At 35.5% G+C, this 18093-nt stretch carries 18 protein-coding genes; 9 read left to right on the top strand and 9 right to left on the bottom strand.

Annotated features, from left to right (window positions below):
* Window positions 1–30: 30 nt before the first annotated feature.
* The 5 genes from ACE38V_RS22080 to ACE38V_RS22060 all read left to right on the top strand — a co-directional run bounded on the left by ACE38V_RS22080 (window position 31) and on the right by ACE38V_RS22060 (window position 5572).
* Window positions 31–744, top strand: coding sequence for a response regulator (locus ACE38V_RS22080; RefSeq protein WP_375844788.1), 714 nt, complete (start codon window positions 31–33; stop codon window positions 742–744).
* Window positions 722–2086 carry a sensor histidine kinase gene (locus tag ACE38V_RS22075; RefSeq protein ID WP_375844786.1) on the top strand — a complete coding sequence of 455 codons (1365 nt, stop codon included), beginning with the start codon at window positions 722–724 and terminating at the stop codon, window positions 2084–2086. Before ACE38V_RS22080 ends, ACE38V_RS22075 begins: the two co-directional genes overlap by 23 nt.
* Window positions 2087–3145: 1059 nt before the next feature.
* The gene (locus tag ACE38V_RS22070) at window positions 3146–3550 is read left to right on the top strand and encodes a hypothetical protein (RefSeq protein ID WP_375844784.1); all 405 of its coding nucleotides are present in this window, start codon (window positions 3146–3148) and stop codon (window positions 3548–3550) included.
* 19 nt (window positions 3551–3569) lie between these two features.
* On the top strand, window positions 3570–4571 hold the full coding sequence (locus ACE38V_RS22065) for a multicopper oxidase domain-containing protein (RefSeq protein WP_375844782.1): 1002 nt from the start codon (window positions 3570–3572) through the stop codon (window positions 4569–4571).
* Between the two features lie 296 nt (window positions 4572–4867).
* A complete protein-coding gene (locus ACE38V_RS22060; RefSeq protein ID WP_375844780.1) occupies window positions 4868–5572 on the top strand; it encodes a DUF421 domain-containing protein in 705 nt (234 codons plus the stop codon).
* A 148-nt stretch (window positions 5573–5720) separates the two neighbouring features.
* On the opposite strand, the gene ACE38V_RS22055 is transcribed toward ACE38V_RS22060, so the two are convergent.
* The 7 genes from ACE38V_RS22055 to ACE38V_RS22025 form a co-directional block, all read right to left on the bottom strand.
* Window positions 5721–6401: a response regulator transcription factor gene (locus ACE38V_RS22055; RefSeq protein WP_375844778.1), complete on the bottom strand. Its 681-nt coding sequence runs from the start codon at window positions 6399–6401 to the stop codon at window positions 5721–5723.
* A 2-nt stretch (window positions 6402–6403) separates the two neighbouring features.
* The gene (locus ACE38V_RS22050; protein ID WP_375844776.1) at window positions 6404–7771 is read right to left on the bottom strand and encodes a sensor histidine kinase; all 1368 of its coding nucleotides are present in this window, start codon (window positions 7769–7771) and stop codon (window positions 6404–6406) included.
* A 1007-nt stretch (window positions 7772–8778) separates the two neighbouring features.
* Window positions 8779–9528, bottom strand: a complete 750-nt coding sequence (locus ACE38V_RS22045; protein ID WP_375844774.1) for an ABC transporter permease — start codon at window positions 9526–9528, stop codon at window positions 8779–8781.
* Complete coding sequence (locus ACE38V_RS22040) at window positions 9529–10290, bottom strand: ABC transporter ATP-binding protein (RefSeq protein ID WP_375844772.1); 762 nt, start codon at window positions 10288–10290, stop codon at window positions 9529–9531.
* Window positions 10291–10610: 320 nt separating this feature from the next.
* The gene (locus ACE38V_RS22035) at window positions 10611–10952 is read right to left on the bottom strand and encodes a DUF1048 domain-containing protein (protein WP_375844771.1); all 342 of its coding nucleotides are present in this window, start codon (window positions 10950–10952) and stop codon (window positions 10611–10613) included.
* A 71-nt stretch (window positions 10953–11023) separates the two neighbouring features.
* Window positions 11024–11344, bottom strand: a complete 321-nt coding sequence (locus ACE38V_RS22030) for a PadR family transcriptional regulator (protein ID WP_375844770.1) — start codon at window positions 11342–11344, stop codon at window positions 11024–11026.
* Between the two features lie 430 nt (window positions 11345–11774).
* Window positions 11775–12965 (bottom strand): chromate transporter, encoded by a 1191-nt coding sequence (locus tag ACE38V_RS22025; RefSeq protein ID WP_375844768.1) that lies wholly within the window; start codon window positions 12963–12965, stop codon window positions 11775–11777.
* Window positions 12966–13235: 270 nt separating this feature from the next.
* Here ACE38V_RS22025 and ACE38V_RS22020 point away from each other — a divergent pair, with 270 nt between their 5' ends.
* The 3 genes from ACE38V_RS22020 to ACE38V_RS22010 all read left to right on the top strand — a co-directional run bounded on the left by ACE38V_RS22020 (window position 13236) and on the right by ACE38V_RS22010 (window position 14908).
* Window positions 13236–13415 carry a hypothetical protein gene (locus ACE38V_RS22020; protein WP_375844767.1) on the top strand — a complete coding sequence of 60 codons (180 nt, stop codon included), beginning with the start codon at window positions 13236–13238 and terminating at the stop codon, window positions 13413–13415.
* 412 nt (window positions 13416–13827) lie between these two features.
* The gene (locus ACE38V_RS22015; protein ID WP_375844765.1) at window positions 13828–14028 is read left to right on the top strand and encodes a hypothetical protein; all 201 of its coding nucleotides are present in this window, start codon (window positions 13828–13830) and stop codon (window positions 14026–14028) included.
* On the top strand, window positions 14021–14908 hold the full coding sequence (locus ACE38V_RS22010; protein ID WP_375844764.1) for a hypothetical protein: 888 nt from the start codon (window positions 14021–14023) through the stop codon (window positions 14906–14908). The genes ACE38V_RS22015 and ACE38V_RS22010 overlap by 8 nt, the downstream gene beginning before the upstream one ends.
* 853 nt (window positions 14909–15761) lie before the next feature.
* On the opposite strand, the gene ACE38V_RS22005 is transcribed toward ACE38V_RS22010, so the two are convergent.
* Window positions 15762–16382 carry a LysE/ArgO family amino acid transporter gene (locus ACE38V_RS22005; protein ID WP_375844762.1) on the bottom strand — a complete coding sequence of 207 codons (621 nt, stop codon included), beginning with the start codon at window positions 16380–16382 and terminating at the stop codon, window positions 15762–15764.
* Window positions 16383–16502: 120 nt separating this feature from the next.
* On the opposite strand from ACE38V_RS22005, the gene pdxR reads away from it, so the two are divergent.
* Window positions 16503–17945 (top strand): MocR-like pyridoxine biosynthesis transcription factor PdxR, encoded by a 1443-nt coding sequence (gene pdxR / locus ACE38V_RS22000; protein WP_375844761.1) that lies wholly within the window; start codon window positions 16503–16505, stop codon window positions 17943–17945.
* Window positions 17946–18005: 60 nt separating this feature from the next.
* On the opposite strand, the gene ACE38V_RS21995 is transcribed toward pdxR, so the two are convergent.
* A partial coding sequence (locus ACE38V_RS21995) for an IS3 family transposase (RefSeq protein ID WP_375839666.1) occupies window positions 18006–18093 on the bottom strand: 88 nt, incomplete at its 5' end.

Raw genomic sequence — 18093 nt, 5'->3', positions numbered from 1 at the left:
ATAAAATATCTTTTAAGGGGTGATCAATCCATGATAAAAATTCTTATGGTTGATGATGAAGAAGGAATTCTAGAAGTCCTCAAAGCCTATTTCGAAAAAGAGGGATGGGAGATTCATACAGCTTCGAATGGAATAGACGCTTTAAAAAAGGAAAAAGAGAATAAACCAGATATTATGATTTTAGATCTCATGTTACCGGATATATCAGGAGAAGAAGTTTGCCGGCTTATTAGAAAGGAAAGTGATGTTCCAATCATCATGCTAACTGCAAAATCAACGGAGGATGATTTAATCAATGGAATGGTGATTGGTGCAGATGATTATGTGACTAAACCATTTAGTCCAAGAGAAGTAGTAGTGAGAGCCAAAGCAATATTAAGAAGAGTAAAAAAAATGAATCATTCAAAGCAATTTGTATTTAATGAGGAAAATTTAAGGATTGACCCTCTTAAAAAGGAAGTTGAAATTAGGGGACAGTTGGTATCGTTAACTCCTATAGAGTATAAACTTCTATTGACAATGGCTAATTTTCCGGGTCGTGTGTATAGCCGTTTAGATTTATTAGAAAAGTGTCAAGAAGATGGAGTATATTTTGAAGGATATGAAAGAAGCATAGATACCCACATAAAAAATTTACGTAAAAAAATTGAAACGGATACTCGACACCCTGAATATATTTTGACCGTGTTTGGTATGGGATATAAATTTGGAGGAAAACCACATGCGGAAGACGTTGCGCTCTAGAATTTTATTTTATTTTCTAGTAGTTTCATTTTGTGGAATCTTACTTACTAGTGTATCTATTCTGTGGGGATTTGAGGATCATTTTACTAATTATTTACAAGAGAATAGAGAAAAAAATATAAGCCTGATTAAAGAAGATGCAAAGCGGGAATATAAAGAATCGAAAAATCTTATTAGTAACCAAATATTAGGGTTAATGCATGAACAAGCAATGACGGAAAAATTGTTTTATAAAATTTATAATGAAAATGGGAAGCTGGTTGCAGATTCAACCATGATGTTTGGAATGATGGAAAGTATGAGTGGGGAACCTGAAAATATAATGAGCGACTATCAATCTCATACTTATGATTTGACTATTGAAAAAAAGTTTATAGGTCAAGTGAAGGTATATTATCCGAACAATCTTCTTGGAGAGGATTTTTCCTTTCTTCGCACAATCAAACAAAATATATTTTTGGTAGCGATTATGATACTGATCCTCTCATTTATTTTTAGTATGTTAATTTCAAAACGATTATCATCTGGTTTTAGTAAGCTTTCAAAATCTGTTGATGATTTGCAGACACATAAATGGCAAACAAGAATCCCTGTTGAAGAATTGACTGAAGAATTAAAACCACTTGGAACGTCTTTTAACCAACTTGCTTTATCTCTAGCGAAAGAGGAAGAACTTAGAACACAGTTTACAGCTGATCTTGCTCATGAATTAAGAACACCACTTTCAACATTAAGAAGCCAAATTGAAGCCTATCAGGACGGAATTTGGGAACCAACTTCACAAAGATTACAGCAAAGTCATGATGAGTTAATGCGTCTTGTAAGACTTGTGAACGAATTGGAAAAACTACTTGCAGCAGAAAATCCGCAAATAAAACTTCATAAAACAGAAATCGAAGCTACTAATATTATTTCTTTTATGAAAGTACAGTTTGAATCTGCCTTTCGTGAAAAAGATGTAAATTTAATCATAGCAAATACTGACAAAAAATATTGGTTTAGAGCAGACCATGATCGTGTTATACAGATTTTAACAAACATTATTAATAATGCCTTGAAATATACACCAGCAGAAAAAAAGGTTGAGATTAAGGTTATTGAAAAGGCTGATTATATCGGGTTCACTGTAAGAGATCAGGGGATCGGAATTAGTGAAGAGGATCTTCCATATCTATATGAAAGGTTTTATCGAGGAGATAAATCGAGGGATAGAAAAACAGGTGGAATAGGAATCGGGCTTTCCATAGTAAAAGCACTGGTTGATGCCCATAATGGAGAGATCATTATTAATAGTGAATTAAATGTTGGAACGAACGTGACAGTGTTTTTCCCGAAGAAATAAAGAAAAATGGGTTACTAATATTAACAGTCAGGGGATTAATTATAAAACTTTCAATTAAATGTAATGTCCCCTTATTATAAAAAAAGGATAGATGCTTCTAACGGGTTCCGTAACTATCGCCAAACGTCAATTTACACAGGAAAATGCAAACCAAAATGTAATCCTTTTTGCACTAGAAAATGTAGGACAACTGGTAAGGTTAGAGAGATTAAAAAACATTAGAAATAAGCAAGGGTTTATACCTTTGCTATTTCTGCTTTTAATGGCTAATTCTTCGGATTGCGAATTATGCTCATTAAGAAGTTTACAAACCATTTTCGCCTTCTCCTTATCGATTTCGTGTAGGTATGAGAATTCATAGGCGGAGAATTTCCTGCTAATGTATAGAGAGGAAGCTAAAGAAGCAGATATAAGCGGAGATATTCCGCTTAACTGCTCTAAATAAGACAAAATACAAAGATTTGGATAATGTAAACGGAAAAACTCCCCTTATTTTTAAGAAAATATGGGTATTTCCCAATTTAGACGGAATTTTACCGTTTATTTTTCATACACAGTAAAATCAACATTCAGTTATAACAGAGGCTAACCTTAAATTAAAAAAAACAATATTTTTCTGTAGATCCATTTGCAAGTAAAAATGTCGTGTATTTTGCTGGGGTACACTGGATATTGTACTCCTACATTTTAATATACAAATTCTCCAAAAATAATGATCGAAATCCCCTTATATCAACAAAAATAGACCTACAAATTACCCTACAATTTGTAGGTCATTTTGCATTACATTTTTAATGTTTGCGATAGTTAACGGAACCCGTTAAGATGCTTTTATCCTTTTTTTACTACCTTGGCAACATCCTCAAAAATATTTTTCATTCGGTTGAAGGTTCATTTTTTGTTACAGCGCAGATTATACTTTCTATTTTTTCTCCTTCATTATTTTGCAACACTATCTCTATAGATTCTGCATATTTTTAAAGTAAGATAATAGCAGTAATTTTTAATTTAAATTATCTACTCCCATATAAACAATATTATTTTACGAGGGGGATCAAAATGAAAAAAGGTCTATTAATTTATACAACAGTATTCGTTCTTATCATTTTGGCAGGAGGGGTACTTTTACTCAATAATAGTAAAAACAATAGCAAAGAGGAAGCCAAACAGACCTTTAACTCAGAACAATTTAATTGGCAGGAAAATGGGAAGAAAGGAACATATATAGTAAAAATCAAGAGTGGCAGTTTATCATCTCCAGTAAAAGCAAAGGTTTTGACTGATGATAACTGTGACCCGGACAGTAAAGGGCTTAGTCATTGTAATGTGGTCGTGGCTTTACAAAATGAAAAACAAATCAAATTTGTCATGACACATAATATGATGAATTATCCATGCCTAAATCTGCAATCTACAATTGAACTTTCTCCATATAGAGAAGGCTATGCTAAGGTAAAGATTTAAATGTTTAGGAGAGTTGGTTATGTTCAACAATAAATTGTCTAAAAATTTAATTTTGGCCAGTATTATTTCTTTAGCTTTGGCTGGTTGTTCAGTGGGAGGGAAGAATAACCAGGACCATGTTGCTATTTCTGATGCAAAAAAAGTAACAAAGCAAAAAATTAACCAAAAACCTACGCCTATAAAATTAACGAAAAATGGTACTGATGTGTATGTTGAAATGACAGCCCAAGTAACGAATATCAACATAACTAAAACATTAACTTATAATGCTTGGACGTATAATGGAGAAGCGCCTGGACCATTAGTAGTTGTTAACGAAGGGGATACTATTCACTTTAAATTAAAAAATATGGACCCTACCAGATCTCATAGTATGGATTTTCATGCCGTACATGCTGCACCTGATAAAAAGTTTTCAGAGGTTAATCCTAATCATGAAGGAAACTATACCTATACGGCAAGTAATCCAGGGGTGTTTATGTATCATTGTGGTTCACATCCTACTTTAGGCCATATTGCAAATGGTATGGGCGGTGTCATTATTGTAAAACCCAAAAATGGCTATCCAACTGATTCTGAAGTAGATAAAGAGTTTGTCATTATTCAAAATGAATGGTATAAGGAAGGCGATTTTCAGAATATGAGAGATGGGGAACCAAGCCAAGTGGTATTTTCAACGAAGGCATTGAAAAAAGGTGATCAAAATACGAATGGTGATACCTTTACTCTAAAGGAGAAACCATTAACCGCAAAAGTAGGGGATAAAGTTAGACTTTATGTAGACAATGTTGGTCCCAATCATACTAGTTCATTTCATGTCGTAGGAACTGTATTCGATGATGTTTATATCGATGGTAATCCTTATAATCGTATGAAGGGATTACAAACAGTACTTTTACCTGCAAGTGGAGGAGCTGTCGTTGAATTTACTTTGAAAGAGGAAGGGACCTATTCCATTGTCACACACCAATTTAATGATGCAGATAAAGGAGCGATAGCAAAAATAAAGGCAATCAAATAAGATCTTAGATTAAATATAAGAAGGAAGTTAATTTATTTATCATTTTAACCTCCTTCTTTTTTGTGTTTTCGTTCTATTTATGATAAGGTTCACCGCAACGTATCTAAATGAGGTTATTGTAATGTCCATTAAAGGAATATTATTTATCAGCTTCTTCAACTTAAGCCCCGATAATTCACAGAGTATTTTTTCTGCTTTATTCCATTTATTTAAAAATTAGCATTGAATGTTGGTTACTAAAATAAAATCAGAGTTAAACTATATGGTAGCTTTTTGGGATAAAGGATGTGTTTTACATGGATTTTTTTCAAAACCAGGAATCACTTACCGCTATTGATTGGATTCTTAGGGCTATTGTTGCTTTTTTCTTTTTGGTGATTGTTGCCAAGGTCTTAGGACAACGTGCCATCTCTCAATTAAGACTCCTTGATTTTGTTATTACTTTAGTAATTGGAAACATTATTGCCCATCCATTGTCTGACGAACATCTTGGGCTTAAAGGGTCCGTCATTACAACAAGTGTATTGGTTATCCTATATCTGGTTGGAATATTTAGTATCCTAAAATGGCCTCGGGTTAGAAGGCTATTAAACAGTGCACCAATTAAAGTGGTTCAAGATGGAGAAATCATTAATAAAGGATTAAAAAAAGCAAAAATATCAATTGATGTCTTATTAGAAGAATTACGTGAAGAAAAGGTAGAAGATGTAAAAAAAGTAGCATTAGCACTATGGGAACCAGATGGTAAAATTTCCGTCTTTTTGGATCCAAAATACGTGCCAATTTCACCATCATCCTTCCAAATGGAAACAGAGCTTTTCGATTTGCCAAGGATCATTATTAAGGAAGGTAAAATTGATTATAAGGAATTAAATCAAATACATAAGGACGAAGGCTGGGTGGATTCCAGTTTAGAAAGGTTATATCAAACTGAGGTAAAAAACGTTTTACTTGCCACCCTTGATAGGAAAGGCAACCTGAAGGTTTTTTTATATAAATAAATACTTCGAGGCCTATAAACATCCTGATTAAACAGGGCTAATTTAGGCCTCTATTTTTTGATTTAAAATGATTATACCCCTTCCTTATTTAAAATAGGATACCCTAATTTTATCTTAGAGTATTAATATCAGGGAAAACCACATTTACTTATGATATGGTTCCAGCCCATTTATATCCAATGCCCCATACTGTAAGTAAGTATTCATCTGCAGGAAAGCCAGATTTTCTTAGCTTTTCACGTAAATTTCTAACATGAGAATCAATGGTTCTGTCCTCGGTTGAAACCTCGTATCCCCATATAGAAGTGATTAAATGCTCTCTTGTAAATACTTTATTTTGATTATTTAAGAATAAACTCATCATTCCAAATTCTTTAGGAGTTAGCGAAATTTCTTTTCCATTATACAGTAATTGATAGGAGTCTTGTTCGAGAAGAAGACCTTTAAAAGATATTTTTCCCGATTCAGTTTTATGTCTTCGTAACACTGCTTCAATTCGAGCAATCAGTTCTTCTTCATCAAAAGGTTTTGAAACATAGTCGTCTGCTCCAAAATTTAAACCCTTGACTATATCTGTTTTGTCACTCATTGCAGTGAGCATTATAATAGGAGTATCCCAATTCTTTCTAATGGTCTGACATGCTTCCCATCCATTCATTTCGGGCATCATAATATCTAATAATATTAGGTCAACAGTATGGGATTCCAAATATTTTATGGCATCTTTTGCTGATTCCTTTTTTATGCAGTTATATCCTAATGGAGATAAATATATGGCTAATAAATCGAGCATCATTATTTCATCATCAACTAGTAAAATATTCTTCATAGTCAGTCACCTCTAAAAATTAATTCAAATTCAGTCCCAATATTTTCTTTGCTTTTAACAAGTATTTCTGCTCCATGTGCTTGAACTAACTCTTTGACTATAGCTAAACCAAGACCTGTTCCCCCAAGAGTTCTTGTTCGAGATTTATCTACACGGTAAAATCGATTAAATATATGTGGGAGATCTTTATCCGGAATTCCTTTTCCGTTATCTCGAACAATAATATGGATTAAATCTTTGCTTTTCCAAGCTTTCAAAAAGACTTGAGCTCCATTTTGGGAATATTTCATAGAATTGTCTAATAAGTTAAATAAAATTTGTTCCAGTCTATGAGAATCAGCTTTTATTACAAGATTGGGTGGGCAATATGCACTGAGGTTCATATTTTTTTCTATAAAAGCAGGAGAGAGCTTTTGCTCGATCTTTTTAAAAAATTGATTTAAATCAATTGGTTCTTTTTGTATCTCAAAGGAATTTTTATCATATTTAGCTAATTCAAATAGTTCTTTAATTAAATCAGAGAGTCTGTTTGTTTCGTCCACAATGATTTCTAAATATTTTTTTTGTGCTTCAATCGGCAATTCTCGTTTATGAAGGATATCTGCATACCCCTTTATATAAGTTAGAGGGGTACGAAGTTCATGCGAAATACTTGCAAGAAATTCATTTCGTTCTTCTGTTAAATAATTTAAGTTGGAAGCCAGTAATTCAATGGATTTTGCCAAATCACCTAATTCATCATCAGATGTTTTTGGTAAAATTACATCAAAATGTCCTTTACTAATTTGTGAAGTGGCCTCTTTCATCTTTATTAAAGGCTTTGTTATTCCTTTTGAAAGAAAGATGATAATAATAAAGGTTAGAATGACAGAAATCCAACCTGATAATACAAAATGTTCATTTAATCTATTTATTAAAGAATGAACCGAAGCTGTATCTTGAAACATATAGACTAAACCAACTAGTTTGCCATTTTTTTCTATAGGGCTAACTGTAGAAATGAAAGGTTCTTTATCCCATTTATCTTCAACAATTTCTCCATCTCTAGGCAAATTTGAAACAGGTGATTTTAAATAATTATTAAAAGTACTGCTAGGAGCTGAAGAGGCCAAAACCTTTCTATTCTTGTCCGTAATTACAACATCCGTATTCGATTCTGATTCCATTAAAACGACATGATCGATTATATCTTTATTAAAATGCTTTTCGAGGATTGCTCTGTGTGAATTTCCTCTTGATTGGAGGGAAAAGAGCTCTTCTTCAACCCTTGATTCCACAATTCCTTCATGCAAAAAGAAAAACATAAATGTAATTAATCCAAAAATAATTAAAAAGAACAATATTCCAAGCTTAACGGAAAGTTTCTTCAAAAGATTCACCTATTTTCAATCAGTTAATATACAATTATTTTACTCTAAAGATCTGAAGAATTTGTGCAGATATTTCAAAGGAAAAATAGAGTCAATATTAATTAAGTTAAGAAAACTTGAGGCCCAATAAACGTTAAGTTATCCTTTGAACAAGATTTTTCTTTCAATAGACATTACTGCTTTTTAAGAAAATTAATACCATAAACTCTTTGCTTGAAACATGGATTAAGGTTAGTGGAAAAATGTTAATGATGTAAAAATAAAATACCGATTCTTCATAGAAGTGGAGAAAATGGAATTTGACCATATTGCTAATAAGATTTGTTATTGGCGAAACCCATGCTTATCAATGAAACAAATTATTAGGCGGATTCTTATAGGGAAGAAAATATTAAGAAATTATTTGCGCTTACAGAAAGTATAGAATAGAGCTAAGATAAGGATATAATTGAGACTAAGTTAAATCAAATAAATATTATCAAAATTGTTATCAGAACAGTGTTGGAAAAATCGTTGAAATCCCCAAAGTTACATTAAGTCATATGTCAATCTAGTAATTTCAAGTTCTGTCGTGTCTATTTCAGAATACTTATTCCAGACATAACTATGTGATCCTTCACTATCCAAATTTGTAATTATACTTAGTAAAAAACTATGGATCACATTCCAACTGAAATGTAATCCATAGTTCCTTAAGTTAATGACGTTGGTTACTAAAGCGGTTTTGCTTCGGAATCGACTCTTTTACTGCCAATTATGTCGATGGGCTTTATTCTTTTCATTTCTCCTCCTGCGAAAGAGCACTACCCGCTGTTAATTCTTCTAAAGCATGCATGGCAAACCGCGCGTTGGGTTAAGAGATCGAGCCGTTACCAATCACACTAATTTTGAGAGTTTTCATCATTTCGTCGATGGTTGCCCCTGTATTTAAGCAGCCTTCCATGTGATAGCAAATGAATTCATCGCAACGGCTGACTATTGATATGGCTAATCCCATAGTGCAGTACTTACCCTAACTGGCGTTTAAATGCTTTACTGGCGAAGAAGTAAGCGATGACCATGATGCCGACGCACCAAGCAAGCGCGGTCCAGATACCGTTGCCAACAGACCCTTCATACAAGAGAGCACGAATCGCATTTACGATTGAAGTCACGGGCTGGTTCTCAGCGAACACACGGACAATTTTAGGCATGGTTTCGGTGGGAACAAAGGCCGAACTGATAAACGGCAGGAAAATCAGCGGGTACGAGTAGGCTGTCGCCCCTTCCATAGACCCTGCTGTCAATCCGGGAATGATCGCAAGCCATGTCAGTGCCAGCGTAAACAGCCCGAGAATCCCAGTTACCGCGAGCCAATCCAGGATATCAGCGCTGGAACGGAAGCCCATCAAGAGAGCGACAAGGATAACCACGACAACAGTAAGTGCATTGGAAACAAGCGAGGTCAACACATGAGCCCACAATATTGACGAGCGTTTGATGGGCATGGTAATGAAACGCGCCATCAGCCCGCTCTTTACATCCGTAAACAGCCGCACGGAAGTGTAAGCGACGCCGGATGCGATAGCCATCAGCAAGATTCCCGGCAATAAATAATTGACGTAGTTGTCAGTGCCTGTCTCTATGGCGCCGCCAAATACATAGACAAACAGCAACATCATCATAATCGGCGTAATTGCCACCGTGATAATCGTATCCGGGCTGCGCATGATGTTGCGCATTAAACGCCCTAGTAATACCCCTGTTTTGCTTTTCATTTAGATTTCCTCCTTTTTGCCGATGATCGCGAGAAAAATTTCCTCCAATGTCGGCTGCTTCTCGATGTACTCCACTTTCGCTGGCGGGAACATCTTTTTTAGTTCGGTTAGGGTACCGGTCGTGATGATTTTTCCGCCATGCAGGATGGCGATACGGTCCGCCAGTTGTTCGGCTTCCTCCAGGTGCTGGGTCGTTAGCAAGATGGTCGTGCCGCCGCCGGCAAGCTCCTTGATGGTATTCCAGACTTCAAGCCGCGCTTCGGGGTCAAGACCTGTCGTCGGTTCGTCGAGAAAAATAACAGCTGGCGTCCCAATCAGGCTCATGGCGATGTCAAGCCGGCGCTTCATTCCACCGGAATACTGGTCCGCCCGGCGGTTGGCCGCATCGGTCAGGCTGAATCTTGCCAGCAGATTGTTGGCGACTTGAGCGGGATTGGAAACTCCCCACAACTTGGCAATCATTATCAGGTTTTCCCGCCCGGTGAGCATGCCGTCTAAAGCTGCGAACTGCCCTGTTAGGCTGATGCTTTGGCGAACATGATCCGGTTGACGTTGGACGTCAAAGCCGCAAATACCTGCTTCACCGCCATCGGGCTTCATCAGCGTCGAGAGGATGTTGACCGTCGTCGTCTTTCCGGCTCCATTCGAACCCAGCAATGCGAAAATTTCGCCACGCCGCACCTCAAAATCAACCCCCTTTAAGACTTCTTTGTCTTTAAAGGATTTTTTTAATCCTTTTACAGAAATCGCTGCATTGCTCATGTTTTTTCCTCCTACTTTCAATTTGCCTTATACTGTGCAAGCTTATTTCCTTTTGTTTGATTTGATAATAAATCAATAATATTAAAATGCTAATCAATAAAATTTATTTAATTTTATTTTTTATTAACAAAAATTAATTTGTAAATAAATATATTTTATTCCGTATAAAAAGTATCATACTGGGCTGGATTACCTATACCCATCTATTTAGTCTTACTGATAATCTGTATAACTTATTACCAGGTTGAAAATATAACTGAATAACAATGGTGGCAATTCACATTTGTAACCAGCTATTCAGTCGGTATTATCTATTGAATTTATTTTTTTCCCAATCGTTTCATGATACTCTGATTCAAATCTTCACGATACTTGGCAACATAGGTTTTAGCGTTTGCCACCAGTTCGTCGGCAAAGGACGCCACGTCGTCCCCAGTGATTTCTAGCACTTGTCTGCCTTCCGCCGCACCGACTTCGAACAACTCGATTAATTCATACTGCATGTGTAGCATATCCATCCCGTTGCCCGCTGCGAAATTCCACATGTAGTTTTGAATTTTCTTAAATACAAACCGGTAGTCCTCTGGCAGGGCTTCAACCCGTGCCATCATCATCTTGTATTCTTTTTTATCACCAATCATTTTTTTAAACATTTCCATCATGTTATTTTTCCTCCTTTTTTATAAAGCTGAACAAGACACTCCAAAAATATCGGACGGAATATTTTATGAAGCTAGATTGACTTTAAGACGTTGATTTTTGATGATAGAAAATCCCATTTTTTCCAAAATAATTCAAGTTCCTGGCGGCCAGCCTCATTAAGTGAGTAAAACTTGCGGGGCGGCCCCATGTCTGACGGTTTCTTTTCGATGTTCACCAATTTTTTCTTTTCAAGTCGCACAAGGATGGTGTATACCGTCCCTTCCACGACCTCGGTAAACCCAAGTTCGTTTAGGCGACGGGTAATCTCGTAGCCATAGGTTTCATGGCGGCTGATGATTTCCAGCACGCAGCCTTCGAGTGAACCCTTCAGCATTTCAGTTAAATTTTCCATGTTCAGAGCCTCCTCTATTTTGTCTGACTTATATTCAGTATAACTTAGTATTAAGGAAAATTTTTACTGAGTAGCTTTTGGAAAATCACACTATTTAGTATTACTTATTACATGTATACTGTAACACTGAGTAGTTGGAGTGTCAACTACTCTTCTTAAAAATATTTTTGCAACCTCACTATTCAGTGATATTGGTATCTAGTGTAACTTACTACAGGTATATCGTAACACAAAGTAGACTGACTATCAACTGGATTTTTTATTTATTTTTAAAACCAGCTATCCCCATTGGAAATAGCTGATTTCCTTTATGGGGTTTTTACTTCTTCCAATGCTTCTTTCTCAATGTTTAGCTCATACGAATTTTTCCTATTATATATCCAACCACTATTTTTTTACTCAGGAAAAAGGATTAATTGCTGAAGAACGATTATAGAAAAGTTGTAAGTGAGCCGCCAAGTGCTCCTAAAAGTACAATAATCCACGGAGGAAGTTTCCAATATACAAGTAAAGTGAATAGAATGGAACCTAAAGCAAAGTCAAGAGGTGACATAATAGAGCTTATCCAGATTGGTGAATAAAAGGAGGATATTAGGATTCCAACTACTGCCGCATTGACTCCTAATAAGGCTCCTCTGACTTTCGGTTTCTTTCGTAGAGAATCCCAAAATGGCAGGGTACCTATTATCAACAGAAAAGCTGGCAGAAAAATAGCTATAGTCGCTAAAAGTCCGCCTTTCCATCCATTTATTAAGGTGCCCAAATAAGATGCAAATGTAAAAAGCGGACCGGGTACTGCTTGGGCTGCACCATAACCAGCTAAGAAGTTTTCTTTCGTTATCCATCCTGTTGGAACAAATTCACGTTCAAGTAAAGGAAGAACAACATGCCCGCCGCCAAAAACAAGGGAGCCAGAACGATAGAAACGATCAAAAAGAGCAAGCCATTTATCGGAGGTAATTTCTCTAAGAATAGGAAGCACAAAAAGTAAGCCAAAGAAAAGGGCTAAGCAAAATAGGGCAAATCGACGTGAAATAGGGACCTGCAGGGAGATAGTTTCCTCGGTTTCAGATTTCTTGAAGAATAAATAGCCAAAAAGGGCAGAAATAAGAATGATAACAACTTGAGCATAGGTTGTTTGCCATAGTAGAGTTCCAACAAGGGCCAAAAGAGCAATCAATTTTCTTTTTAAATCTGGAGTTAATTGTTGAGCCATTCCAATAATGGCTTGAGCTATTACAACAACCGCGACAATCTTAAGTCCATGTATCCATCCTGCGTTATTTATGTTCATCCCTTTTAGAATAAGAGCAAACAAACTAAGAGCTAAACATGAGGGAAGGGTGAAACCAATAAATGCTAATATTCCACCTAATACTCCAGCACGCATGACTCCTAAACCAATGCCGACTTGACTACTAGCTGGTCCAGGCAGGAACTGACAAAGGGCGATAAGATCCGCATAGCTTTGCTCATCTAACCATTTTCTTTTCCGAATGTATTCATGATGAAAGTATCCTAAATGAGCAATGGGGCCACCAAATGAAGTTAATCCGAGTTTGGTTGAAACCAATAAAATTTCTATTAACCTTTTTAACTGATTTTTAGAAGTATTGTTCATTTCATATCGTCCTTCATCTTTGGATTCTTTATATAATTCATTATGGTGTATATTGTAAATTGTATAACTTTATTTCCATTATTTGAACTGTGAAAAAATAATTTAACGAAAAATTTATAATCATATAAAGGAAGCGAGGGGACGTTCCTCTGCTTCACTTAGCTATGATATTCTAAAGCTGTTTGCTTCAACTGGAAATGATTTCTTTATGGTAAAATTGTTTATAGAAGATAATCATTTTACCATTGATTCTAAAAGGGTGAGAGTTCAATGAGCGAGGATGAACAAAATAAGAATTTGAAACAAAAAAAGGTGCAAAGCCTATATAGAAAGATTAAACAACAGAAAAAAGAAGAAGAAAACGTTAGCAGAATTGGAGCAATAATTGTAAGCATTTGCGTTTTTATAGTGATCTTACTTTTTGTGTTGAATGCAATTTTTGATTTGTAATTTTGTTTGAGTTGATGCGCGATTATTTGTCATGTTTTTTCTAACTTAAGTGTATGAAAAAAAGTATATATCTATTATAAGAAGTAAAGGTCTAAGAGAAAATTTATAACCAATAAAAAATCTCCTTCAAAATTAATTTGAGGAGATTTTGCTTTTATTATCCTAGATACAATAAATAAGAATATTTTTCTAATTCAGTTCAGTAGGTGATTTTGTTAAACACTAAACAAATAGAAACCAATAAGGAAACGAGCATTTCTATGAATCTATAAGTAATCTAAATTTATTTGAATCTTCTTGATTAATAGTGTTCAAATACTATAAAATACTTTTGTATGGTAATATATGGCTTAATTTCCTTTATTTGATTAGTGGTTATAGGAAAAACAAAACATAATTTGGGGGAAACCTTATGAAAAAGTCTTATTTGTTCAAAATCTTAATTGCCTTAGCCATTGTCGCTAGTATTCTATCACCAAGTGTGACGGAAACAAAGGCTGCGACCGTTTACTCTGGAATTGTAAAGGTGAGTAGTACAAGTATTAAAGCAAGTGCTTCTTCAAAATCTAAAACGGTAGCAACGCTAAAAAAAGGGAGCATCGTAAATGTTTAGAACCAAAAGTGGTTGGTCCGAAATCTATTTTAACAAGAAGAAAAGCTATGTTGCTACAAAGCATTTAAAACTCACGAAAAAAATATCATTTTTAATGGACAAATCGCAAATATATACTTATGAAGTTGCTCAGGACGGAATTATCAGCCTCAAATATTCTTATCAAAAATCCGGTTGGAATGTATGGAAAACGAGAGATGGAAAAACAGAAGTTCTTTCTGAAAGAGAAACGAATTATGCTCTAGAAGAAAAAGAGGGTGGACAAACCTTTGAATGGTTAAATTACCCATTATATGTAGGAAAAAAGGTAACTTACTCAAATGCAACGACGAAAATCATTTCTCTAACAAAAACGGTTAAAACAATAGCCGGAACGTTTAAAAATTGTATCGAGCTCCAAGAATTACAGTCTGGAAGCACTTATTACTTTGCTCCTGGTGTTGGCCTTGTATTAGTGAAAGATGGCAGTAAGATTGATATGCAGCTTGCTCAGAAGAAGAGTCCAAGTCAAATTAAAGCAGATGAACTTGCTATTACTGAATTAATAAAAAGGAATACAAAAAATACTGCAGAAGAAAATATGAATGAATACTTGAAAGACATTGTCAAAGAGAGAAGAAATGATTCGCAATTAATTGCGGAGATGGAAGAATTATTTAAAAATGTGGACCTCAACTATGAGATTCAAAATATTAAATTTATAAGTATGACGGATAAAGAGGTCATTGTTGAAGTAAAAACAAAAGCGACGGCGACAAATGTTGCTGAAGGCTATGTTTACTCCAACAACATTTCTACGGCTGTTCACTCAATCATAAAACAAGATGGTAAATTTGTATTTAATAAGTCTGTGATTACAGATATTGATTACATTAATTAGTCTACATTCTATAAAAGTTTAAAGAGGACTCCTATCGAATAACGGGTTCCGTTAACTATCGCAAACATTAAAAATGTAATGCAAAATGACCTACAAATTGTATGGTAATTTGTAGGTCTATTTTTGTTGATATAAGGGGATTTCGATCATTATTTTAGGTGAATTTGTAGGGCAATTTGTATATTAAAATGTAGGGTACAATATCCAGTGTACCCCTACATTTTTACTTGCCAATTGATATACAGAAAAATATTGTTTTTTTTAAATTTAAGGTTAGCCTCTGTTATAACTGAATGTTGATTTTACTGTGTATGAAAAATAAACGGTAAAATTCCTTTTAAATTGGGAAATACCCATATTTCCTTAAAAATAAGGGGAGTTTTTCCGTTTATATTATCCAAAACTTTGAATTTTGTCTTATTTAGAGCAGTTAATCGGAATATCTCCGCTTATATCTTCTTTTTAAGCTTCCTCTATATACATTAGCAGGAAATTCTCCGCCTATGAATTCTCATACCTGCACGAAATCGATAAGGAGGAGACGAAAATGGTTTGTAAACTTCTTAATGAGCATAATTCGTCATTCGCAATCCGAAAAATTAGCCATTGAAAGCAGAAATAGCAAGGGTATAAACCCTTGCTATTTCTAATGCTTTTTAATTTCTCTAACCTTACCATTTGTCCTACATTTTCTAGTGCAAAAAGGATTACATTTGGGTTTGCATTTCCTGTGTAAATTGACGTTTTGCGATAGTTACGGAATCCGTTATCTAGCGAGTCCTCTTTTTTTGAAAAGATTGATATACTTCTTTTGAATTCTTCAGTTAATCAAAGTAAAAACCTATTATACTATCTAGTTCTCCATATGGAAAAATTGAATTCCCATATAAATCGCTATTCCCCATATAATCATGGCAGAAGCTCGATTCATCCAAAATAATAACTTTCCATTGGTATCAATTTGACCAATTTTCTTTCCGACAATCGCTAATGATAAAAACCAAATCCATGAAACAAGGACACAAGCACCTGTGAATATCCATTTTTCTATCCCCGTATAGACCATTGAACTTGTACCAATGACTCCGATTGTATCCAATATTGCATGGGGATTAAGCAAGGAGACGGATGCGGCAAATAAGATTTGCCGTTTTGCAGAAAAGAATTGTGATTCTTGATTGGCCTTTCCTTGCGAAGAATTCTTCCACATCAGCCATCCCATGTAGCTTAAGAAAAGGAAGCCAATCAAAATTAAAATAGTTCTCAAATCGCTAAATTGATAAAAAATGATTGATATGCCAGCAACTGCGACAATAATCAGGATCGTATCGCATACTCCTGCAGTTAAAATGGCAGGTAGGGCATTAGAAAGCCTCTTATGTGTTGCCCCTTGATTAAAAATGAAAATATTTTGCACGCCCAATGGTAGAATTAAACCGAATGCGAGCATAAATCCATGTAAAAATGGTTCCACAAATTCTCCCCTCCAATACCTATTTAGAATATCGAAGGTTTTCCTTGATGTCTCCAACCAATTGGATGGAAAATGAACCAACCAATTTGTTACAATAAAAAGAAAAAGTGGAGGAAGTATATGTTTGAAAATGAATGGAAGCCCCAAAAATACTCATCCATTCCGCTCCATCTGCAAATCTATCAATATTTAAAGGGGAAGATTTTAAATGGGGAGTGGACCGTTGGAACGAAACTTCCTTCACAAAGGGAGCTAGCCAAACAATTTGCCGTCAACCGAAGTACAATCGTCACCGCGCTTGAGGAATTAGCAGCAGATGGTTTTATTCAAACAAGGGTGGGAAGTGGAACTAAAGTGATGAATAACACATGGAGTCAGCTTGCTTCCACACCACCGCCTAATTGGATTGATTATGTGCATTCGGGAATTCATGAGCCGAATAAAACCATGATTCAAAAAATTAATCAAGCAGAGGCCAATCCTTCTATTATCCGCCTTGGCACAGGAGAACTTTCTCCGGAATTACTGCCCAATAAAGTAATGAAAAAAATGTTACAGTTGGGGCCAATGGAGAATCTGACACTCGGGTACGAAGAACCGAAGGGGAGCATTCATCTCCGGCAGACGATTAGTTTATTTTTAAATAGAAAAGGCATTAAAGTTTCACCTGATTCCATTTTAATTGTTTCAGGAGCGATTCAAGCATTGCAGCTTATTTCCATTGGTTTATTAAAGCGAGGATCGGTCATTTTACATGAAACGCCTTCCTATTTAAATTCTGTTCATGTTTTTCAATCGGCAGGGATGAATTTGTTTGGGCTTCCGCTTGATCAAGACGGGATCAAGACAGATTCCATTGGTCGGTTAAAGCGGCAGCATGATGGGGTATTATTATATACCATTCCCACCTTTCATAATCCAACGGGGACGTTAATGACGGATGCGAAACGGCAGGAATTATTAGCAATCAGTCAAAAGGAGTCCCTTCCGATTATTGAGGATGATGTATATGGTGAGTTATGGCTTGAGACCCCGCCTCCCCAACCGATAAAGGCTCAGGACCAACAAGGCAATGTGCTTTATATAGGAAGTATATCCAAGACATTAAGTCCGGGATTACGAATTGGCTGGCTTGTTGGTCCTGAACCAGTTATTAATCGCCTTGCGGATATTAAAATGCAAACGGATTATGGTTCCAGTTCTCTTTCCCAATTGATGGTGAAGAAGTGGATGGATAGTGGATTGTATGAGGAGCATTTGTGTCAGGTAAGAAGGGAACTTAAATTTCGCCGAGATTATACAATCCAAATTCTGAAGCAATATTTCTCTGACATCGCCAGCTGGAAGATTCCTAAAGGCGGATTTTATATTTGGCTCCAATTAAAGACCAAAATTTCTACACGAAAATTATTTGATGTGGCGCTTTCTGAAGGAATCCTGCTTAATCCGGGAAGTCTTTATGATCAAAATGATCAGCAGCATCTCCGAATATCGTATTCCTATGTATCCTTAGCGGAGTTGGAAAGAGGATTAAAAAAATTATCTATGCTCATAAAAAGATAGGGAAAAAAGGCATCCTTCAAGTAAAGTGTACCCTTTGTAAAGGACATTTAAAAAAAAGGCCTAGGCTATCTGTAAAAGATGATTCCTGTACTGTACAGGAGTCATCTTTTTTAGGTTCCATTGGTATCTAGTATGGTTATAGTGTCGG

This window comes from Cytobacillus sp. Hz8 (assembly GCF_042263505.1).
GTDB lineage: Bacteria > Bacillota > Bacilli > Bacillales > Cytobacillaceae > Bacillus_BE.
The sequence above is the reverse complement of the archived record's forward strand: the minus strand, read 5'-3'. Positions and strand labels throughout refer to the sequence as shown.